Annotated in this window: 23 protein-coding genes and 1 tRNA gene; 22 read left to right on the forward strand and 2 right to left on the reverse strand. The window is 68.1% G+C overall.

Annotation, left to right across the window (positions count from 1 at the left end; translation table 11 throughout):
* Positions 1-7: 7 nt before the first annotated feature.
* From FCH28_RS09725 to FCH28_RS09810, 18 genes are all read left to right on the forward strand, one after another.
* A complete protein-coding gene (locus FCH28_RS09725; RefSeq protein WP_136739381.1) occupies positions 8-1,291 on the forward strand; it encodes a phage major capsid protein in 1,284 nt (427 codons plus the stop codon).
* A 44-nt stretch (positions 1,292-1,335) separates the two neighbouring features.
* Complete coding sequence (locus FCH28_RS09730; RefSeq protein ID WP_136739382.1) at positions 1,336-1,602, forward strand: hypothetical protein; 267 nt, start codon at positions 1,336-1,338, stop codon at positions 1,600-1,602.
* A gap of 86 nt (positions 1,603-1,688) precedes the next feature.
* The gene (locus FCH28_RS09735) at positions 1,689-2,294 is read left to right on the forward strand and encodes a hypothetical protein (RefSeq protein ID WP_222852408.1); all 606 of its coding nucleotides are present in this window, start codon (positions 1,689-1,691) and stop codon (positions 2,292-2,294) included.
* Complete coding sequence (locus FCH28_RS09740; RefSeq protein ID WP_136739385.1) at positions 2,294-2,740, forward strand: HK97-gp10 family putative phage morphogenesis protein; 447 nt, start codon at positions 2,294-2,296, stop codon at positions 2,738-2,740. Before FCH28_RS09735 ends, FCH28_RS09740 begins: the two co-directional genes overlap by 1 nt.
* Positions 2,740-3,189, forward strand: a complete 450-nt coding sequence (locus FCH28_RS09745; RefSeq protein ID WP_136739387.1) for a hypothetical protein — start codon at positions 2,740-2,742, stop codon at positions 3,187-3,189. Before FCH28_RS09740 ends, FCH28_RS09745 begins: the two co-directional genes overlap by 1 nt.
* Entirely contained in the window at positions 3,186-3,545 is a 360-nt protein-coding gene (locus tag FCH28_RS09750) for a hypothetical protein (RefSeq protein WP_136739389.1), read from the forward strand. Before FCH28_RS09745 ends, FCH28_RS09750 begins: the two co-directional genes overlap by 4 nt.
* A 44-nt stretch (positions 3,546-3,589) precedes the next feature.
* Positions 3,590-4,153: a major tail protein gene (locus FCH28_RS09755; protein WP_136739390.1), complete on the forward strand. Its 564-nt coding sequence runs from the start codon at positions 3,590-3,592 to the stop codon at positions 4,151-4,153.
* 91 nt (positions 4,154-4,244) lie between these two features.
* Positions 4,245-4,754 (forward strand): hypothetical protein, encoded by a 510-nt coding sequence (locus FCH28_RS09760; protein ID WP_136739391.1) that lies wholly within the window; start codon positions 4,245-4,247, stop codon positions 4,752-4,754.
* On the forward strand, positions 4,727-4,876 hold the full coding sequence (locus tag FCH28_RS40050; protein ID WP_425471918.1) for a hypothetical protein: 150 nt from the start codon (positions 4,727-4,729) through the stop codon (positions 4,874-4,876). The genes FCH28_RS09760 and FCH28_RS40050 overlap by 28 nt, the downstream gene beginning before the upstream one ends.
* A gap of 12 nt (positions 4,877-4,888) precedes the next feature.
* Positions 4,889-8,470 carry a phage tail protein gene (locus tag FCH28_RS09770; protein ID WP_136739393.1) on the forward strand — a complete coding sequence of 1,194 codons (3,582 nt, stop codon included), beginning with the start codon at positions 4,889-4,891 and terminating at the stop codon, positions 8,468-8,470.
* Entirely contained in the window at positions 8,467-9,354 is an 888-nt protein-coding gene (locus tag FCH28_RS09775; RefSeq protein WP_136739394.1) for a phage distal tail protein, read from the forward strand. The genes FCH28_RS09770 and FCH28_RS09775 overlap by 4 nt, the downstream gene beginning before the upstream one ends.
* Positions 9,355-9,369: 15 nt before the next feature.
* The gene (locus tag FCH28_RS09780; RefSeq protein ID WP_136739395.1) at positions 9,370-10,524 is read left to right on the forward strand and encodes a hypothetical protein; all 1,155 of its coding nucleotides are present in this window, start codon (positions 9,370-9,372) and stop codon (positions 10,522-10,524) included.
* A complete protein-coding gene (locus tag FCH28_RS09785; protein WP_136739396.1) occupies positions 10,524-11,681 on the forward strand; it encodes a hypothetical protein in 1,158 nt (385 codons plus the stop codon). The genes FCH28_RS09780 and FCH28_RS09785 overlap by 1 nt, the downstream gene beginning before the upstream one ends.
* A 1-nt stretch (position 11,682) precedes the next feature.
* Positions 11,683-12,168, forward strand: coding sequence for a hypothetical protein (locus tag FCH28_RS09790; protein ID WP_136739397.1), 486 nt, complete (start codon positions 11,683-11,685; stop codon positions 12,166-12,168).
* Between the two features lie 10 nt (positions 12,169-12,178).
* A complete protein-coding gene (locus FCH28_RS09795) occupies positions 12,179-12,946 on the forward strand; it encodes an N-acetylmuramoyl-L-alanine amidase (protein ID WP_136739399.1) in 768 nt (255 codons plus the stop codon).
* A gap of 11 nt (positions 12,947-12,957) precedes the next feature.
* Positions 12,958-13,191, forward strand: coding sequence for a holin (locus tag FCH28_RS09800; protein WP_136739400.1), 234 nt, complete (start codon positions 12,958-12,960; stop codon positions 13,189-13,191).
* A gap of 8 nt (positions 13,192-13,199) precedes the next feature.
* Positions 13,200-13,445 carry a hypothetical protein gene (locus FCH28_RS09805; RefSeq protein ID WP_136739402.1) on the forward strand — a complete coding sequence of 82 codons (246 nt, stop codon included), beginning with the start codon at positions 13,200-13,202 and terminating at the stop codon, positions 13,443-13,445.
* Positions 13,442-14,119: a collagen-like protein gene (locus FCH28_RS09810; RefSeq protein WP_136739403.1), complete on the forward strand. Its 678-nt coding sequence runs from the start codon at positions 13,442-13,444 to the stop codon at positions 14,117-14,119. Before FCH28_RS09805 ends, FCH28_RS09810 begins: the two co-directional genes overlap by 4 nt.
* Before the next feature lie 62 nt (positions 14,120-14,181).
* Here the strand turns inward: FCH28_RS09810 and FCH28_RS09815 are convergent, their stop codons facing one another.
* Positions 14,182-14,922, reverse strand: coding sequence for a GntR family transcriptional regulator (locus FCH28_RS09815; RefSeq protein ID WP_136739405.1), 741 nt, complete (start codon positions 14,920-14,922; stop codon positions 14,182-14,184).
* A 120-nt stretch (positions 14,923-15,042) separates the two neighbouring features.
* On the opposite strand from FCH28_RS09815, the gene FCH28_RS09820 reads away from it, so the two are divergent.
* Together FCH28_RS09820 and FCH28_RS09825 are read left to right on the forward strand one after the other, a co-directional pair.
* Positions 15,043-15,423, forward strand: coding sequence for a DUF6415 family natural product biosynthesis protein (locus FCH28_RS09820; RefSeq protein ID WP_136739406.1), 381 nt, complete (start codon positions 15,043-15,045; stop codon positions 15,421-15,423).
* 443 nt (positions 15,424-15,866) lie between these two features.
* On the forward strand, positions 15,867-16,334 hold the full coding sequence (locus FCH28_RS09825; protein WP_136739408.1) for a glycine-rich domain-containing protein: 468 nt from the start codon (positions 15,867-15,869) through the stop codon (positions 16,332-16,334).
* A gap of 354 nt (positions 16,335-16,688) precedes the next feature.
* On the opposite strand, the gene FCH28_RS09830 is transcribed toward FCH28_RS09825, so the two are convergent.
* Positions 16,689-16,760, reverse strand: a tRNA-Val gene (locus FCH28_RS09830).
* Between the two features lie 137 nt (positions 16,761-16,897).
* Between FCH28_RS09830 and FCH28_RS09835 the strand changes: the two genes are divergently transcribed.
* Entirely contained in the window at positions 16,898-18,286 is a 1,389-nt protein-coding gene (locus tag FCH28_RS09835; protein ID WP_136739410.1) for a hypothetical protein, read from the forward strand.
* A 260-nt stretch (positions 18,287-18,546) separates the two neighbouring features.
* Positions 18,547-19,188, forward strand: coding sequence for a DUF4383 domain-containing protein (locus tag FCH28_RS09840; RefSeq protein WP_136739915.1), 642 nt, complete (start codon positions 18,547-18,549; stop codon positions 19,186-19,188).
* Positions 19,189-19,271 lie beyond the last annotated feature (83 nt).

Here is a 19,271-nt window from a genome sequence, read left to right on the forward strand (position 1 = left end):
CAACGCCATGAGCAACCGCGTTCGCCCCATCGGTCGGCGCAAGGACGGCCGGCCGATCTACCCCATCAAGGGCGGGGCACCGACCCTCACCGAGCAGCGCGACGAGATCGTCAAGCTTCTCCAGGACGAGAACTACGACGGCGACCTTAACGACCTGATCAAGCGGGCTGACGACCTCACCGCCGCCATCGAGCAGGCCAACACCCGGGACGCCCGCCTGCGTTCGCTGCGCGCCGCATCTCTCCCGGCCGGCGACCCCGCCCCGCAGCAGGGCCGCCGCACCGAGCCCGGTCACCAGCCCGACGACCAGGGCAACCAGCACCCGGTCTCTGTGGCCGAGGCATTCATCCGGTCCAAGGCGCTGGAATCGTTCCGCGCCAACGGCAAGCGCGGGCAGTTCTCCGTCGACCACCGCGCCGCCCCGGCCGGCACCGTCACCACCGGCACGCAGCCGCAGCAGAACACCAGGGTCCCGGGGATCATCCCGCAGAATCCTGACTTCCCGCTGCTCGTCGCGAACCTTCTCGACCGGCAGACCTCGGACGGGACAACGCTGGAATACATGCGGGACACGTCCGGACCGCAGTCCACATGGAACAAGGCGGCGGTCGTCGCCGAGGGCGCCGACAAGCCCAAGACGGGGCCGTTCACCTTTGACCTGATCACCACCACCCTCAAGACCGTGGCGCATTGGGTGCCCATCACGAGGCAGGCCGCGGACGACAACGCGCAGCTCATGGGCTACATCAACGGCCGGCTCACCTACGGCCTTGAGTACAAGCTCGACCGCGAAATCCTCACAGGCAACGGCACGACCGAGATGCAGGGCATCCTGACGACGCCCGGCATCGGGACGTATCAGCCCGGCGTCGGCTCGACGGACGCCAAGCTGATCACGGTACGGAAGGCCAAGACACAGGGAGAGTTGGCGCTCTATCCGCCCACGGCCGTCGTGATGAACCCGCTCGACTGGCAGGACATCGAACTCGACGAGGACGCCAACGGGCAGTTTCGTGTGATCGCCAACGTGACCGACCCCGGTGCCCCCACGCGCCTGTGGGGCCTCACCGTCGTGACCACCGTCGCCATGACCGCGGGTACCGCGCTCCTCGGTGGCTACCGGACCGGCGCCACCCTGTGGGAGCGGCAGGGGATCACGATCCTCATGACCGATTCGCACGCGGACTATTTCACCGCGAACACGCTGGTCATTCTCGCCGAGCGGCGCGCGAACGTGGCCGTCCATACCCCCGCCGCTTTCGTGAAGATCACGTTCGCTGCGGCCACCTGATCCGCCTGGTCCCCGTCCGACACGACATCGCGAGGAGGCCAGAGATGGCCACACGCAGCAAGCCCGAGCCGCAGCCCACCCCCGCCGCCGTCCGCACCAAGGAGTACGCGGCCGGCACCGGATGGGACATCGGCCAGACCGCACCCGACGACGCATTCAGGGCTCTCGACGCCGCCGGCTCCGGCGAGCCGACCGGCCCGGTGGTCCACTCACACCCCGGCGGCTACGCCCGGCAGATCGTCGCTAAGGGCGGCCTGATCACCGAGGGCGTCAAGCGCGAACTCGACGCCGCCGCAAGCACCGAGGACTGACGCCGGTGTACTGCTCTGTGGCGCAGGCCCGATCCGCGGGGTGCACCGGAACCGACCCGGAGGTCACCACGTGGATTGAGGCTGCCATGGAGCGGATCACTGCCTACACGCGTCAGCAGTTCGAACCCCTCTCCATGGTGGTGGTGGGGGACGTGGCGCCCGGCGGGTTGGTGCTCCTCCCGCGCCGCGTCCGGTCGGTCTCGTCGGTGACGCCCGTCACCGACGGGGCCGACGACGCCCCGTCTCTCCCGTCGTCGGCCTACCGCGTCACGTCGTCTGACCTGCTCGGACAGGTCGACGCCGTTTACCTCGCATGGGGTGGCTATGACGATCTCGTCGTTGGGGCGGAGTCGTGGAACGGCGGATGGGCTGGCCTGCTCGACGGTTGGAGCGCCGAACAAGTCGAGGTGGCCGGAGAGTTCGGCTACGCCGCGGCGCCGCCGGTGGTGGCGCAGGCAACCGCGCTCCTCTCCGCGCACATCCAGGCGCAGGCCGCCCCGTCCGACGCGGACGCAGCGCAGGACCCGAGCCTCGACGTGGACGACGAGGGCAACAACGTCCGCATCGAGGACCAGGCCGACGACGCCCCGTCGGATCCCGTCAGCGCCTCGGCGTCGACCGGCTCGACGCAGGTCGACGCGCTGCTTGCATCGTACGTGAACGCGGGCCTCGGCCTGCTCGGGGGTGTGTGATGGCCCGTTACTTCGACGCCTCGGCGAGCGCCCGCATCGACACTCGCGCCTACGAGCGGGGCCTACGGCGCTACCTCGGCCGCATGTCCGCCGACGTACGGAAGGCGGTCGAGCGGACCGGCACCGACGTACAGAACGAAGCAAGGCGCCTCGCGCCGGTCGACACCGGCCGGCTGCGGTCGTCCATCGTCGCCCGCCGTACCAACGGGCGGGGCGTCGGCTACGAGGTCGGCACAAACGTCAACTACGCGCGGGATGTGGAGTTCGGCACCGCGCCGCACGTCATCACCCCGAAGAACGGCAAGGCCCTCTACTGGCCGGGCGCGGCTCACCCGGTCGCCAAGGTCAACCACCCCGGGACCAAGCCGAGGCCCTTCCTCCGGCCGGCCGTCGAGCGTACGGAGTTCTTCTTCCGCCGGAACCTCGAACAGCTCAGGGGGCGTTGATGGCCGCGACCACGGAGAGCGCCATCAAGGCCCACCTCGAATCCCTTGGCTCCGGCGTGCCGTTCTTCCGAGACGGACCCCGCCCTGGTCAGGCCGAGCCGTACGGACTCATCGAGTCGCAAGACATCACTATCAACAGCGCAGCGTCCGGCGATTTCGGCGACCCCGACGCCGAGATCACCGTCATCGAGATCGTTACTGTCGACCTCATCCAGCGCGCCCGGACCAAGGTCAGCGCACGCCTGGCAAAGAACTCCGAGCGGTACGGCCTCGCCGAGACGATCGCCGTCGCTCTACACGGCTGTCAACTCCCGGACTCCCCGGTACCGGTGACTGCCGTCCGCGTCCGGGGCATCGACCGGTTTCCGATCGCCGATAACCGCGTACGGCACTCGATCACGGTCGAGGTACACCGCCCCCTCTCCCGCGCCGAGGTGATCCCCGCATGAGCATGCCCCCGATATACGTCCCCCTCGACCGTGACGAGGTCGTGCGCTGCCTCGGCAACCGGCTCCCTCCCCGCGTCGGCCGGCCGGTGCTCCGCGTCCCGACAGACGCCGAGGTACAGACGGGCGGGGTGTGCGTGTTCCCCATCGAGGGCCGCCCCGGCTACCTCTACTACCTGCTCGATGGCCTCATCGTCGAGCAAGACGCCGGCCCGGTCGATGAGGCTCTGGCCGCGCTGATCCCCGGCAGCGTGCTGGAAACCGTGCCGGGCGACATCCCGCCGGAGACTCCGCCTACCTCGCCGTCTGATCCGCCGTGGGACCCCGCGGGCCTGCGCACTGACGCCCCCACCGAGTAACCCCCGATCCGGGCCGGACCCCGGCACCAGGAAGGACGAACACCATGGCCATCAGCCGAGTGACCAAGCTGTACGCGGTGCAGGACTGCAAGATCGCGCCGCTCACCGCCGACCCCGCCGGAGGGACCCCGACCTACGGGGCGCTCATCGACGTGCCCGGCATCAAGGAAGTGGAGATCTCCGGGGATGTCGAGGTCAAGGAACTGCGGGGGGATAACACGCTCCTCGACAGCGACTCGGCGATCTCGAACATCTCGGTCTCGTTCCCGCACGCCAAGCTGAGCCTCGATGTGATGGCCGCGCTGGTGACTAGCACCGTCACTGACGCCGGTACCGGCGCCGTCGAAACCAGCACATGGGAGATGGACAACACCGCCAAGCCGAGCCCCTTCAAGCTCGAAGCGGTGACGCCCATCAGCGGCGGCGACCTCATCGGCGGAGACGTTCACTTCGCTCTACACAAGTGCATCCTCTCCAGCTTCCCGACGATCGGCCTCGCCGAAGAGGACTACAAGACCCCCGAGGTCGAGGCCCGCGCGGTGCCGCTGATCTCTACCGGCAAGTGGCTGTCCGTCGTCATCAACGAGACCGCGGCCGCCATCGCATAAGCGTCCGGGCGGGCCGCAATCCCACGCCGCCGCCCGCCCGGCCCCGCACCATCCGCAGGCCGAAACCCGGCACTGAACCGAGGTACCCACCATGACTACTGGCATTGACCTGCTCGCACCGGGCGTCACCATCACTCTCACCGACGGAACCGCACTGCCGCTCGTCTACAGCTTCCGCGGCCTCGCCCTCATCGAGGCGCGGTTTGGGTCGGTCTCCGCCGTCCAGGGCGCCATCCGGGCGGACGGCGCCGCGTTCGGCCCGCTCATCGAGATCATCGGCGCCGGGGCCGTCGCAAGCGGCCAGTTCGAGCCGCACATCCGTGAGCACCAGGACGCCAAGGGCAAACGCCACGTGACGGAGATCGTCTACAAGCGGCGCGACGGCAAACAGCTCGGTGACCTGCTGCACCCCGGCCGGCTCGACGAGTACACCACCGCTTTCACCAAGGCGTTCGAGCAGTCCCTCAAGAGCGCCGAGGGAAACGGCGAGGCGGCGGCGGCCGCCCGGCCGGTCGAGACGGTGACGCCTTCCCCTGGTCTGAGTGCTACTACCTCGCCGTCGGTGCCCTCCACATTCCACCCGTCCAGTTCTGGGACATGACGTTGTGCCAGCTCATGACGCTGGCTGACCAGCACCGAGCCGCGCACCGCTCCGGCTCGGAGCGTCCCGAACCGTCCGACGGTAGCTCCCTGGTGGGGCTGGCCATGATGCGCCGCGCATAGGAGGTGACCGCGATGGCCGATGAGATCAACCTGCCGAACTTGGTCAGCCACCTGCAAGTAGATCTCCAGAACACCTCGGGGATCGTCGCGGACGCCACCCGGCAAGGCTCCGCCGTCGGGCAGGCCCTCGGCGAGTCCCTGCAACGCCGGGTGCAGGCAGCGACGAACGACATCCCACCCGTCGAAATCGACGCCAACTCCAACGGGTTCGACAGGGACCTAGACCGCGTCCGGCGGGAACTCCAGCGCCTCGGCAACCAGCGCATCGGCGTCGATATCAGCATCGAAGACGCGCTCCGGCAGATGGATCGGCTCGAACCCCACATCGAGCGCCTCGCCCGCACACACCCCGACATCGACGTACGCGCGTCCGTCGCCGAGGCAGCCGCGAACCTCGCGGACATCCGCGCCGCCGCCACCGCGGTGGACGCCGTCGAGCCCGAGATCGATGTGCACGTCGAGGTGCACGACGCCGAGGAGAACACGGAGCGCCTGCGAGGCGCCCTCGGCCGGCTCAGCGCAATGACAAGCGGTCTCGGCGGCCTGTCCGCGACGCTGGCCAGGGTGGGCACGGCGGTCGGCTCGATCGTGCCAGTGGCCGCGGGCGCCGTGGCGGCCCTCCAGCAGATGGCCCCGGCCGCAGGGCTGGCCGCTACGGGCGTGCTCGGTGTGGCGGCGACGGCCGGCACGCTGAAACTCGCGATGACGGGCGTGGGCGACGCGGTCACGGCCGCCCTCGACCCCGAGGCCGCGACCAAGTACGGCGAGGCACTCGCCAAGCTTTCACCGCATGCGCGGGCGTTCGTCGAGACGATCCACCAGGCACAGCCCGCGCTCGACGCCCTACGGCGCAGTGTCCAGGACAAGGTCTTTGCGGGCCTTGATACTCAGCTCAAGGCCACGGCGAGCGCTACCCTGCCCGCGCTGCGGCAGGCCCTCAACACCTCGGCCGGCACCCTCAACCGGATGGCTCAGAGTGCCCTGTCGGCGGCGCGGACGCTCGCCCGGGACGGCACCCTCGGCACGGCATTGCAGGGAGCCACGGCAGGCATGCGGCAGTTCTCGAAACTGCCCGGGATTGTGGTGCAGGGGCTCGGGCAGGTGGGCGCCGCTGCCGCGCCCGCATTCCAGAGACTGAGTAAGTTCGCGGGCGAGAAGCTGGATCAGCTCTCCGCCAAAATGAATACGGCTTTCAAGTCGGGCGCCATGGAGCGCGCCATTGAAACGGCCGTGAGTCTGGCGGGGCAACTCATTCACGTAGCTGGCAACGTGGCGGACATCTTCCGCTCCATCTTCTCTGCCGCGCAGACCAGCGGCGGCGGATTCCTCGGAGTCATCTCGAAAATCACAGACAGCCTCAAAAAGGCGTTCGCCGGTCCCGAAGTGCAGGGAGGACTGAAGAGCCTTTTCTCTACGATGTCGCAACTCGCTACGACAGCCGGGCCGCTCCTCGGGCAGGCCCTCGGCGTCGTGGGCGGTGTGCTGCAAAAGCTGGGACCGCCGGCACAAACGTTGATCAAGGCCCTCGGGGCCACTCTTCAGCCCGTCATACGTGCGCTCGGTCCGCTACTCGCGTCTGTGGCGGGCGCGGTAGGCAAGCTCGTTGTCGCACTAGCGCCGCTCTTGACCGGAATCGGCAAGATCGTCGCCGCCCTGCTCCCTGCCATTCAGCCCGTGTTCGGCGCCTTGAGTCGGCTGTTCCAGTCGCTCGCACCCGTAGTGACGCAGCTAGCCGTGGGTTTGAGTAGTTACTTGGCCCCCGTGCTGAGTGGGCTGGTGAAAATCATAGCCAGTTTGATAAAGGGTAACCTTGATGAACTATCTGTGATCTTCAATTCTTTGCAACCCATGATGCCGCAGATAGCGAAATCCCTGGGTGAAGTCGGAAAAGCCGGCGGGGATCTCTTGTCTGCCATAGCCCCCCTTCTTCCGCAGCTCACGAAATTGAGCATGACGGTTATAAATCAACTCCTCCCGGCGATCGTCCCCCTCATACCACCCATCGTAAAACTGGCCTCCGCGCTTTTCGCCATGGCGGTCAATGCCGTTACCAAATACGCGATTCCGGCGCTTCAAAAGCTGATCACCTTCATTAGCGGCCTACAGAAATACATGGCCCCAGGGATCAAAGCCATCACATGGTTTGTCAACAAGATCAGTTCCGGCTTTGAATGGCTTTACGATCACCTCGTCGGACACAGCGTCATCCCGGACATGGTCCGCGGCATCGTCTCGTGGCTGGCCAGCCTGCCCGGTAAAGCCCTCGGTGTTCTGGCCAGTCTGCCGGGCCGGATCGCGTCCCTCGCCGGTGACGCAGCCGCGCGGTTTACCGGCATGATCCGGTCCGGCATGAGTCAGGCCGTGTCATGGGTGGGCGGCCTGCCCGGCCGGATCGCGGGCGCCCTCGGCAACCTCGGCGGCCTGCTGTGGAATGCCGGCACGTCGATCGTCCGCGGCCTCATCACCGGGATCCGGTCGGCGATCCCCGGCGTGCAATCCGTTCTCAACGGCCTCACCAACATGATCCCGGACTGGAAGGGACCGCCGAGGCGAGACGCCACGCTGCTCACGCCCGCCGGTAAGACCCTGATCCGGGGCCTCATCGATGGAATCGACGCAAGCACCAAATCCCTCAAAAGCAAACTGGGACAGGTTACGACGCTCATCGAGCGGTCTATCGGAATCAACGCCAAGAATCGCCGGAAGACTTCAGGGCTCGGTTCGTTGCTGTCTCGCATCGAACGTGACAACACGAGCATTCTCCGGCTGGCCGCTCGTCGGGACGCCGCGGCAAAGAGCCTCGCCGCCGCCACGAAGAAACTGACGGACATCACCAAAGAACGCGACAAGTTGGCCTCGGAAACGAAGGGTCGAATCCTCGGCGAGGCCAATATCGCCGAGGGTCGCGCCGACGTGAACAGCGTCACCGCAATTACCGTCGGTCTGCAACAGGCGCTGAAGAAGACCGGCGCGTTCGCCAATCAGATCGCCGCGCTCCGCAAGCGCGGGTTGCGCGCCGATCTGTTGCAGCAGATCACCGATGCCGGAGTCGAAAGCGGTAGCGCCACTGCGACCGCACTATCCCGCGCGTCTGCCGCAGACCTCGCCCGCATCAACTTGCTGCAATCGCAGCTCTCTACAGCCGCAGGCAAGGTCGGCTCGACGGTGGCAGACCAGATGTACGGCTCGGGTGTCCGCGCCGCGCAGGGGCTCGTAGACGGCCTTAAGCGGAGTCAGGCCAGCATCGAGCGGCAGATGGAGAAGATCGCCGTCTCGATGGTGCGGGCGATCAAATCCAAGCTGAAGATCCATAGCCCGAGTCGGGTGTTCGCCGACATCGGCGCGCAGACCGCCGAGGGCCTGCGCCGGGGCATGCTCGGCGCGACCGGCGCCGTAGCCGCAGCATCCGGGACTCTCGCCACCGCGGCGACCCGCGCAGCGTCCGGGGTCCCGGCCGTCGGTGCGCTCAGCGGCGCCTACGCAGGAGCGGCGGCCGGCTCGACGAACAACACCTTCAACCTCTACCAGACCGACGCCAGCCCGGACGGCATCCTGCGTGCCCTGTCCTGGCAGGGCCTCGTAGGGAGGCGATGAGCATGCCCTCAGAGGCCGTTGGCCGTATCCAATGGGGTGACCTGGTCATGGGTCCCGGCAGCCCGTACGGCGTCGAGTCCGTCACCGGCGTGGACGATATGCCCGAGGTCCGCGGCGACGACACCGACCGGCCGTTCCAGCACGGTGCGTACTCCGGACCGGACGTGACCGGGGCCCGCACCATCCAGCTCGGCCTGGTGATCCGTGCTGATGACCCGTACCAACTGCGGGATCTCAAGGTGGCGTTGCGGGCGGCGACGCAGCCGGGCCGGGTTCCGGCGCCGCTCCAGTTCCTCGACTGGGATCTACTGGCCTACGGCAAGGTGCGCAAGCGCGCGATCCCGTATGACGCCCACTACTTGTGGCGGACGGGCGAGGCCGCCCTTGAGATCTACTGCCCGGACCCGCGCCTGTACTCCCTCGCCGAGCACACCGCCTCGACCACCGCCTACAGCCCGAGCGCCGGCCGGACGTACCCGCTCGCGTTCCCGCGGGTGTACGGCGCCGCAGGTTCGTCCGGCCGGCTCACCATCACCAACGCCGGGGACTCCGAGGCGTACCCCGTGCTGCGCATTGACGGCCCCGTCGCCGCGCCCGTCGTCGAGCTGGTCGGCTCGGCGGACGACGCCGACGACGCCGGGACGGGCGCGACGCTCAGCCTCACCGGAACTCTCCAGACCGGGGAGTTCCTGCTCATCGACACCCGCACTCGGTCGGTCCTGCTCATGGGATCGACGCCCCGCCGTGACTGGGTGCGGGCCGGCTCGACGTGGCCCGTCCTCGCCCCCGGCGACAACGAGATCGCCTACCGCGGCGCTGCCCTGCCGGGCGCGCCCGGCCAAACCAGCCTGCTCACCGTCACGTGGCGGGACACGAGCCTGTAGGAAGGGAGGCCAGCAATGGCCGAAGTAACTCCGCCGGCATGGATGCAGGCAGGCTCTTACCCTGCTCGCAACGACCGGCTCGGCGCGATCAGTGCGGGACTGTGCTACCCCGGGTTTCTGGCCGATGAGTCGACGCCGCTCCGCATCCGGCAGGGCGTGAAGCCGAGCTACCAGAACTATCAACTCAAGGTGCGGGCCGCGGCCACGCCGAACATGACCGTGATCGTGTCGGCCGGGTTCTGCTGGATCGACAACCACGACGTAGGCGGCTACGGCGCATACACATGCGTCAACGACGCCGACAAAATCCTGACCATCGCCCCGGCGGGCGGGGCCGGGCAGTACCGGAAGGACGCGGTCGTCGCGTCGGTGTACGACGCGGAGACCAGCGGCAGCGCCAACGAATGGCGCCTTGAGGTGATCCAGGGTGCGTACGCCGCGTCGGCCGGCGCCGCGGTCCTGCCCACGCTGCCGAATAACGCACAGATCCTCGCGAGCGTCACCGTAAACCCCTCGGTCACGAGCATCACGGCCGGCAACATCACCGACAGTCGGAACTACAGCGTTGCCGCAGGCGGGATCCTGCCGACCACCCTCAACACCTACCCGAACCGGCCGCACCCCGGCCAGACGATGTATCTGGTCGACGGCGATCTGTTCGTCTACGGCAAGTCCGATGGCACCGTCGTGCCGCTCGCCCTCGGTAGCGGTGCGTTTGCTTTCGCCAGGAAGAGCGCGGACACGTCTCGGGCATCCACGGTCACCATGTCCGCGGACCCGCATTTGTCCGTGCCCGTCGCTACGTTCGCCACATACACAGTTGACGCCTACCTGATCTACTCGGGCGGCACGACCGGTGATGTCAACGTCGCCCTCTCTGCGCCGACATCGGCCGACGGCTCATGGTCCGCCGTCGGCTACGGCCGCGACGTACCGGCCAACGTGGCGACGGGCGGCCACACCATCCGCATGAACCCCAACAGCATCGTCAGCGTCCAGCCGCGTTCATACGGCGCGGACACCGTAGACGAGACGCTGCATCTGCGCGGCATCCTCCGGACCGCCGGCACCGCGGGGTCTCTCGTGGTGCAGTGGGCGCAGGCCGCATCGGACACCACCGCGACGATCATGCGTACGGACTCGTGGCTGCGCATCCAGCGGTGTGCGTGATGGCCCACACCTACACGTACCTGTTCTGTGACCTCGTCACAGACGCAGTCCTCGCCGAGCTCCCGCTCAGCGACGTCAAGTACACGACGGAACTGAACGGCATCGGCACCTTGTCCGCATTCGTGCCGTACACCGACGACACCATCCCCCTCGACCCCGACACCGCCACGCGCCCGTCCCGGACCGCGCTGTATGTCGACCGAGACGGGGTGATCGTGTGGGCCGGGATCGTGTGGACCCGCGACGACCCGACCACCACCGGCCGCAGCATCCAAGCGGCCGAGTTCATGTCGTACTACCAGCGACGCACCGTCAAAACGACACTGGCCACCGATACCAGTCTGATCACCGATACCGATTACGTTCCGGACGGCCAGCGACTGTACACAGATCAGCGATATCTGGCGTGGTCGCTGCTGCGGTACGCCAACGTCCAGCCGTACGGCGAGATCGGTATCACCGTCTCGAACATTGCCGCCGAGTCGCCCACCGGCATCAACCGTGTGGCTGCCTACTACGGCTACGAGCGGCCCGTGATCTACGACGCAATCGCCGCCCTCGCCGCGGCCGACGACGGGTTTGATTTCGGCGTCGATGTGTTCTGGACGCAGCCCGCCAACAACGACCCACCGTCGAGGGTCAAACGGGCCCGGGTGTGGTACCCGCGGCGCGGCCGGCAGAGCGCGGCTGAGAGCGGCCTCGTGTTCTCCAACGGTGGGCCGGAGCCGTCGATCCTCGACTACAAGTGGCCGGAGAACGGTGTTGAGTTGGCGACCGAGGTCAGCGCGCTCGGCGCCGGCAACGGCGAGGCCCGGCTCACCAGCACGGCGCAGGCGACAGACCTACTGGCCGCGGGGTACCCGCTGCTGGAGTCCGTGACGACGTATTCGGATGTCCTCGAACAGTCCCGTATCGACGGCCTCGCGCGCGCGGACGTGGCGGCCCGGTCGCAGGCGGACGTACAGCCCACGTTCGAGGTGATGGCCGACGCCGACCCGGTGTTCGGTAGCTACTCGGTTGGGGACGTGGCGCTGTTCGTGATCGAGCCGGATCAAAAGACTCCGGCCGGCCGCCAGCAAGAGCTACGCATCCTGTCCATCGAGACCACAGCCACGTCCGGCGCGGAGCGCATCACCCTCATGTGCGGGGCGGTGTGACATGCCGCAGTACTCGAAGAGCCGCGACCCGATGGAGCGCCTCGCGATCCTTGAGGGTCGCCTCGACCGGTTGGAGCGCTCCGGCCGTGAGGTCGACGAGGTCCCGTTCTACCCGACGAACAGCCGGGTCATGGTCTACGACGACACGAGCACGTCTTTCTCAACGACGTGGGAAACGATCATCAGCCCGCGAACGGCGCTGCTGTCCCTCGGCTTGGTCTTCATCGGCGACTACGTCAGCCCCAACTACACCGGCGGCCTATGGCAGGTAGTCGTCAACGACACGACCGTCATTGGCTCAGGCTCGGTCCCCGCCTCGCTGACGTACGTGCTGCCCACGGTGACCCTCGATCTCTCCCCGTACCGCAACGCCCCCGATCTGAAGATCCAGATCCAGACCAAGCGGACCGCGGGCGCCACCACCGGCGGCAAGTTCGGCGGCGGCGGCTCCATCGGGTCCGCCCCGCGATTCGCTCGCCAACTCTGAAAGGAACGCCATGGCAACTCCCCTCACCTTCACCCGCTTCATCTCCGCCCTGCGGGCCGAGGGCCTGACCGTCGAAATCGTCGGCGACGCCGAACACCACAACCGCAACAGCAAGGGCGCGTGGGGCCCGATGAACGGCGTGATGATGCACCACACCGTGACATCCGGGACTGACGCAACCGTCGCGATATGCCGCAAGGGCTACAGCTCCCTGCCCGGCCCGCTGTGCCACGGAGTCATCGCCAAGGACGGCACCGTTCACGTCGTCGGTTACGGCAGGGCGAACCATGCGGGACTCGGCGACGACGACGTCCTCCGTGCCGTCATCGCCGAGTCGTACGGCGACCGACCGCCGCCCGCGAACGAGGCGAACACCGACGGCAACTCGCGCTTCTACGGCTTCGAGTGCGAGAACCTCGGCGACGGCCGCGACCCGTGGCCGGCCGTCCAGTACGACGCCATGGTCAAGGCCGCGGCTGCACTGTGCCGGGCGCATGGCTGGTCGGCGCGGTCGGTGATCGGTCACAAGGAGTGGCAGCCGGGGAAGATCGACCCCCGCGGCGAGCGATTCGCGGACATGGACGAGTACCGGGACGACGTGGCCGCCCGCCTCAAGGTGAAGCCCGGCGGCACGTCCTCGACGTACACCGTCAAGTCCGGCGACACCCTCGGCGCCATCGCCAGGAGGTTCAGGACCACGGTGGCCGCGCTCGTGAAGCTCAACCGCCTCAAGGACCCCGACGTGATTCGCGTCGGTCAAAAGCTCAGGCTCAAGTGAGGAGACACGCCATGCCAACCGCCCCCGTCGAAAAGAAGGTGAGCGCAGCGACGCTCGGCAGTGTCGCCGCCGCCGTCGCCATCACCGTTCTCAACGCCACTGTCGGAGACGCCGAGTTGCTCGGCTCCGCTCCTGCGTGGTTGCAGCACCTCGCGACGCTGATAGTGCCGCCGCTCGTGGTGTTCCTCAGCGGCTACAACGCTCGCCACACGCCGCGCATCGGCTCGACGTCCCTGCCCGAATAGGAGTCGCCTTGGACGCCACCACCCTCGGCAGCCTGCTCGTGGGCGTGGGCGCGGTCGTCGGCGGCGTGGTGGCGTTCGTGGGAAAGCGCGGTGAGAACGCCATCACCGGCTACAGCTCCCTCACCCAAGACCTACAGGAGGAGCGCGACGCGCTCCGCCTTCAGCTCACCGAGTCCCACTCGCTACGCGCCGCCGATCAGGCAGAGCTGATCCGGCTGCGTGCCCTCGTGATCCAACTCGGAGGTACCCCGTGACCCGCACCGAGCGGGCTCTTGCGCACCGATGGCGTTCCCTCGCGCTCGTCTGCACCCTCGTCGCGCTCGCCGGTGCCGTCATCGTCATCTGGGCCCGCATCACGACCGAGGCCGACCGTGCCGACCAACTCGCCGCCGAGGCCGACCGGCGCGGATCGGCTGTGACGACCCTCGCCGCTGATGTACGGACACTCCGCGCGCAGGTGAAAGCCGCGGGTCGGACGCCGGCCGCGCCGGACCCATCTCAGGCCATCGACGGCCTACGGGATCGGGCGCGGGTGCCGGTGCCGATCCCCGGCCCCCGAGGGGAGCAGGGTCCGCCGGGGAAGAACGGCACGAACGGAGTTGGCCAGCCGGGGAAGAACGGGACCAACGGCAAGAACGGCCAGAACGGTGCCGACGGGCAGCCCGGCGCGGACAGTACCGTTCCCGGCCCGGCCGGTCCCGCAGGCCCCGCAGGCCCACAAGGACGGGACGGAGTCGACGGTCAGGACGGGACCGACGGCCGTGACGGGAAGGATGGCCAGACCTGCCCAGACGGCTACTCGCTCCAGCCGCCCGCAAACGATCCCGACGCGCTTGTCTGTCGCCGCGACGGGGCCCCGTCACCTGATCCATCCCCGACGACCAGCGCGCCGCCTGCGATCCTCGCCCCGGAACGCCGTCGACCGTGACCCGCTCATACGCAAGCGCCCCACCTCTCCGTACGAGGTGGGGCGCTCATCTGCCGAGCATCCTAGATCTTGTATTCGTAGCCGATGGTGAGCCGTTCCGGAAGGCACCATTCGCCATAGACCATGACGCCCTGATCGTCGCTCCACTCGTGCGTACCGGCGAGGATCGGGGCGCCGACGGCGATGCCGAGGTGTCCGGCCTCGCGCTGGTCGGCTGTCCGTCCGTGCATGGCGTCACGTCCGTTGGTGACGGTTCGTCCGGTGGCCTGCTCGATTTGCCGCAACAGATCGTTGCCGCGGCCGGGGTGTTCAGCGGTGGCCGGTCCGGGCTCGGCGCCGAGGAGGTCGGGCACCTGCTCGGCGAACGCTGCCGGGTACCAGTCGACCTCAAGGGCGAGGCGTTGCGCGCCGGTACCGATGACGTACTCGCGACGAACGACCTGTTCGCGCGGGTCTTGATCGAAAAGTTCGGCAACGTAGAGCGGCGGGATGATGAGCGCGGCAGACACCACGCGCTTTGTCTCGCCGTCGCCGAGAACGGAGCCGGTGCGGCGGATGCGTTCGAGTCGGTCGGCGGGCGCCGCGGTGTTGACCACCTCGTCGGCGACCCATGAGCCGCGCTGCGTGGTGACGATCCATCCCTCGGTGCGGAGCCATGAGAGGCCGGCGCGCACAGTGGCGGTTGCGACGCCGTGTTCCTCGGCCATGTCACGGACGGTGGGCAGCTTGTCTCCTGGGCGCAGTTTCCCGTCCCGGATCTGTTGGCGGTAGTGCTCGGCGAGGCGGAGATTCGGGGTGCTCATGCGCCGAGGGTCCCACACGGCCACTCTTTTGAGCTAGTTCACGTCGAGGGATTGTGTGTGTGCTAGTTCAGTCCCTACGCTCGGCCTACCTCAGTCACCACGAGTGGACAGGAAATGACCATGAGTGCCGTGGACGAACAGGCGGCCGCGCCGACGGCGCCAGCCGCTGAAGACCCGATAGACGTGGGCACCATTGAGGCCACAATCGCCGCGGCGCTCCGTAGCGGCACCAGCTCGATGCACGCCGGCGAGATTGTCGACTTGGAACGCATGCTCCGCGGACACATTGCCCTGCTACTGCCGTCCGCCCGCCAGGCGGCAGAGCGCCTGTGGCGCGGCGGCATCGACTGGCACCGGAGAACGGCACGCCTTGACGGTATCGAGCGGCAGACCAGGCAGGGGCTCGGTGACAGTACGTTCTCGGGTCTCGTCCAGGTCCAACTGCTCGCCAGAGATTGCCTGTGGTTGCTGGACGAATACACGATGCGGGTTGCCCCGTGAGCCACGAGCAGCGCCCGGATCCGGTCATGCTCGTTGTCGGCATCATCGGGGGCGACCGTGGCTGACTCGTGCGCCTGCGGTTCGAATCTCGACTTGCGCGAGGTGCAGATCGACTCTGCCAGCGGCCCGTGCATCCGGATCACCGTGTGCGGGATCTGCGCGCGCGGCACGGTTGGCCCTAGCGCGGTGCCTGAGGCGGTGGGCCGCATCCTGGCTCGCGGCGCTGGTGTCCGACTGCCGGGCGACCCGCCGATCCTGAGCCCCTAAGACTCCGTGGCGCTGCGACCCCCGAGGCGCCGCGGGAAGGCCAGCCGCCGCAACCTCACTATGGCGGCGGCTGGCCGTACGCAAACCCCGTCCCGGTCAGTCGTGATCTGGCCGGATCGCTGACCGGGACGGGACCGGGCCTCCAAAGCGAGGCATCACCACACAAGGAGAGCACCATGAGCAAGTCTGCCAGCGAGTTACTGACCGACGAACAGTTCGAGGCTGTCAGGACCACCATCGCGGACAACAACCCTGAGATGCATGGACTGGTCGCGGCCGCCGTGCTCAACGAGGCGCTCGCGTTCGTAGCCGCGTGCGCCCTGTTCCCCGAGGTTCGCCTGGTTCCGTCCCGGACCGTAGATGAGGGCTGGCACGCCCTCATTCTGCACACCGAGATCTATGCCGCGCTGTGCAGCCGGCTCGGTGCAGTTGTGCACCACCGGCCCGAGTCCCCCGACCCGTCCCGCCATGACGCGGCGCTGATCGCACGAACTACGTCCTTGATCGAGGAGGCCGGGTACTCCATCAACCCGAACATGTGGCGCCGGCCGGACGATGACCGCGTACGCGTGGCGGCGAACTGCCAGCACTCCGACGACCGCGGCCCGATCGTGCCCATCCCGAAGCCCAAGGGATTCGCGTAGCCTGATTCACCAGCGGACGAGAGGACTGTCATGGAGTGGGTTCACCCGGAGTATGTCGATCTCGTAGCGTCCTTGCGGGTGGCTGAGATGGCGATTGGGAGTGACGAGGGTCCGCCGCTTCGCGGCTTCATCGTGTCCGCCCCCGAGGATGCTGACAGCGAATAGGTCCCGCCTCACGGCCCATCTCGTCAACGAGCCGCCCCGCTCCCGGATCCGGGAGCGGGGCGGCTGCGTTGCGACGGGCGGTCGTCCGCATGATCCATTGGAGATGTGGATTCTTAGTGGACTCTTGACCAAGCCAGCGGCCCCCGCTGGAACAGTTGATAGGGCCGCTGACCAGGCGTTTTACCGTTGTGGGCACAGACGGATTTGAACCGCCGACATCTGCTTTGTAAGAGCAGCGCTCTACCGCTGAGCTATGCGCCCTGGCCGAGCCGACAGACTACCTTGCCCGCAGGCCTGCACTGCAAACCCGTGCGCGAATTGCGAACTTACCGGCCAGCACGTTCGTTTCCGCGGGTGGGAGAATGACGGCCCTGGAGCGATCCGATCGGGAGAGGGATGTGACGGCGACACACACGCAGCCGCATGAGCAGCGAGCACGCCGTCGACCCCGTGGGGGTCCGGTCCGGGATGTCGTGGCGCTCGTGCTGCTGCCGTTGCCGTTGTTGGCCGCGATGGCGCCGGCCGCGTTCGCGGGTGGCGGCACCCGCCGCTGGTTCGGGCGCGGGGAGAGCCAGCGGGCCGATGCGCAGGCTGCCAAGGATGCCGCGGCGGCGGCGTTCTACGAGCTGGACACCGCCCACCGGGATCTGCGGATCTCCATAGAAACGATCACCGCGGTCGACGATTCGCCGTCGGCGCGCCGGGCCGCCCAGGACTACGAGGCCTTCGGCCGCCGGATCGACGAGGTCAGCCAGGGCTATATCACCGCCGTCGACGCCCACGACCTGGACCGCGACGACCTCGATGCCGCGGCGGCGTCGCGGGCGCGCGGCGATCTGACGCGGGCCAAGGAGGAGCTGGACCGCGTCAAGGGCGAGCTCGACAGGTTCGCGCAGGGCCTGGGGCCGCTGCTGCAGACCGCCGAGACGCAGCTGGCGCGGCTCGCCCCGGCGGTGGAACGGGCCCGCCAGACACTGCTGGCGGCGAGCAACGCGCTCGACGCCGTCCGTGCGCAGGGGCTGAAGGCGGATGACCTGGCGGCGCGGCTGGCGGCGCTCGCCCCGGAGCTGACCAAGCTCAATCAGGGCGCCGGGCAGCACGGCGTACAAGAAACGATCCGGCGCGCCGACGAGGTGCGGCGCAAGGCCGACGGCGTACGGAGCGAGGCCGAGCGGCTGCCGGAGAAGGCGGCGGAGATCGACAAGCGGCTGGTGTCGCTGCGCACCCGCGCGCAGGCGATCACGACGCGGGCCGGGAAGGTCGATCCGGTCCTCAGCGAGCTGCGACGGCGGTACAGCGCGGCGTGCTGGCAGGACCTCCAGCGGGTACCGGAGCAGGCGGCGGACTCCGTCCGGCAGTCCGAGATCAAGCTGCGGGAGGCGCAGCAGGCACGGGACGAGCAGCGCTGGGCGGACGCCATGAGCCTGCTGGCGACCGTCCGCGCGCTGCTGAACACCACCGACGACGCGGTGTCGGCGGCCGGTGACCGGTTGCAGCGGCTGGACTCGGTGTCGTTCGACCGGCAGAAGGAGATCGACCGGACCCGCTTCGCGGTCCGGGACGCCCAGCGGCTGGCCATGGCGGGCCGCAGCACCCCGGATCCGCGGCATGCCGGACCGCTGGACGAAGCGGTGGCGCGGCTGGAACGCGCGGTCGCGGGCCTGGAGGGGCGGCATCCGGACTGGTGGCACTTCCTGACCGAGACCGAGGCGGTACGGCAGACGGCGGCCCGGGTGGTGCAGGAAATCCGGGAGGCCCGGGGCGGCGCGGGCGGTACCGGCAGCTGAGGCGGGGGCTCAGGAGACGGACTCAGGGGCGGGCTCAAGGGGCGGGCTCAAGGAGTGGGACCGCCGGGTCCGGGCGCGGGGGGTACAGGGGGACCGTTCGCCAGGGGGCACAGGGGGTCCGGGCGCGATGGCGTGAAGCGGCGGGTGGGCGGATCCTGGAGGGAAGTACGGCCCGGGCACCTCTGCGTGAAGGAGGCCGGATTATGGCTACTGAGGCTCCCGACCAGGTCCTGCACAGACCCACGAACCCGATCCGCTGGATGAAGGTGCACCACATCCGGCTCAATGAGCATCTCCCCGTGGATCACCGGCTCAGCAAGGTCTACCGCATCGGCGCGGGACTGATGGGCCTGGTGCTGGTGGCGTTCGGCATCCTCGGCCTCACTCACAACATCGGTTTCTTCGACACCGGCGGCGACACCCTCGCGGGCCTGAACACCAATGGCGCCCTGAGCGTGCTCTCGATCGTCGTCGGAACTCTGCTCTTCGGCTGCATGGTGATCGGCGGGAATTTCGCCTCCACCGCCAATATCGTGTTCGGTGTGCTCTTCCTGCTGAGCGGATTCGTGAATCTGGCACTTCTGCAGACGGACGCCAATTTCCTCGCCTTCAAAATCCAGAATGTGCTGTTCAGCTTTGTGGTCGGGCTGATGCTGCTGGTATTCGGAATGTACGGACGGGTCAGCGGCGGCCTACCGGAGAACAATCCGTACTGGCGCGCCCGGCACCCCTCGGAAGCGGAACAGTTCGACCGCGGGCGGATGCACCCCGCACCGGGCATGACGGCCGCGCGGCAGGCGTCGCTCGCCAGGCAACAGCAGGAACGTCACAGGAAGCGCGGCGAACTCGCCGACGGCAGGAGCGAGGACGCGGTCGCGCCCCCTCCGAGCGGAGGGTCATGAGGTCATGAGGTCAGGGGCGTGCCGAGGTGCGAATTCCCGGTACGCCCTTACTCATGAAGAAGCGCGTCAATGAAGGGGCGTGT

This window comes from Streptomyces piniterrae, assembly GCF_005048155.1.
In the GTDB taxonomy this organism is placed as follows: Bacteria; Actinomycetota; Actinomycetes; order Streptomycetales; family Streptomycetaceae; genus Streptomyces; species Streptomyces piniterrae.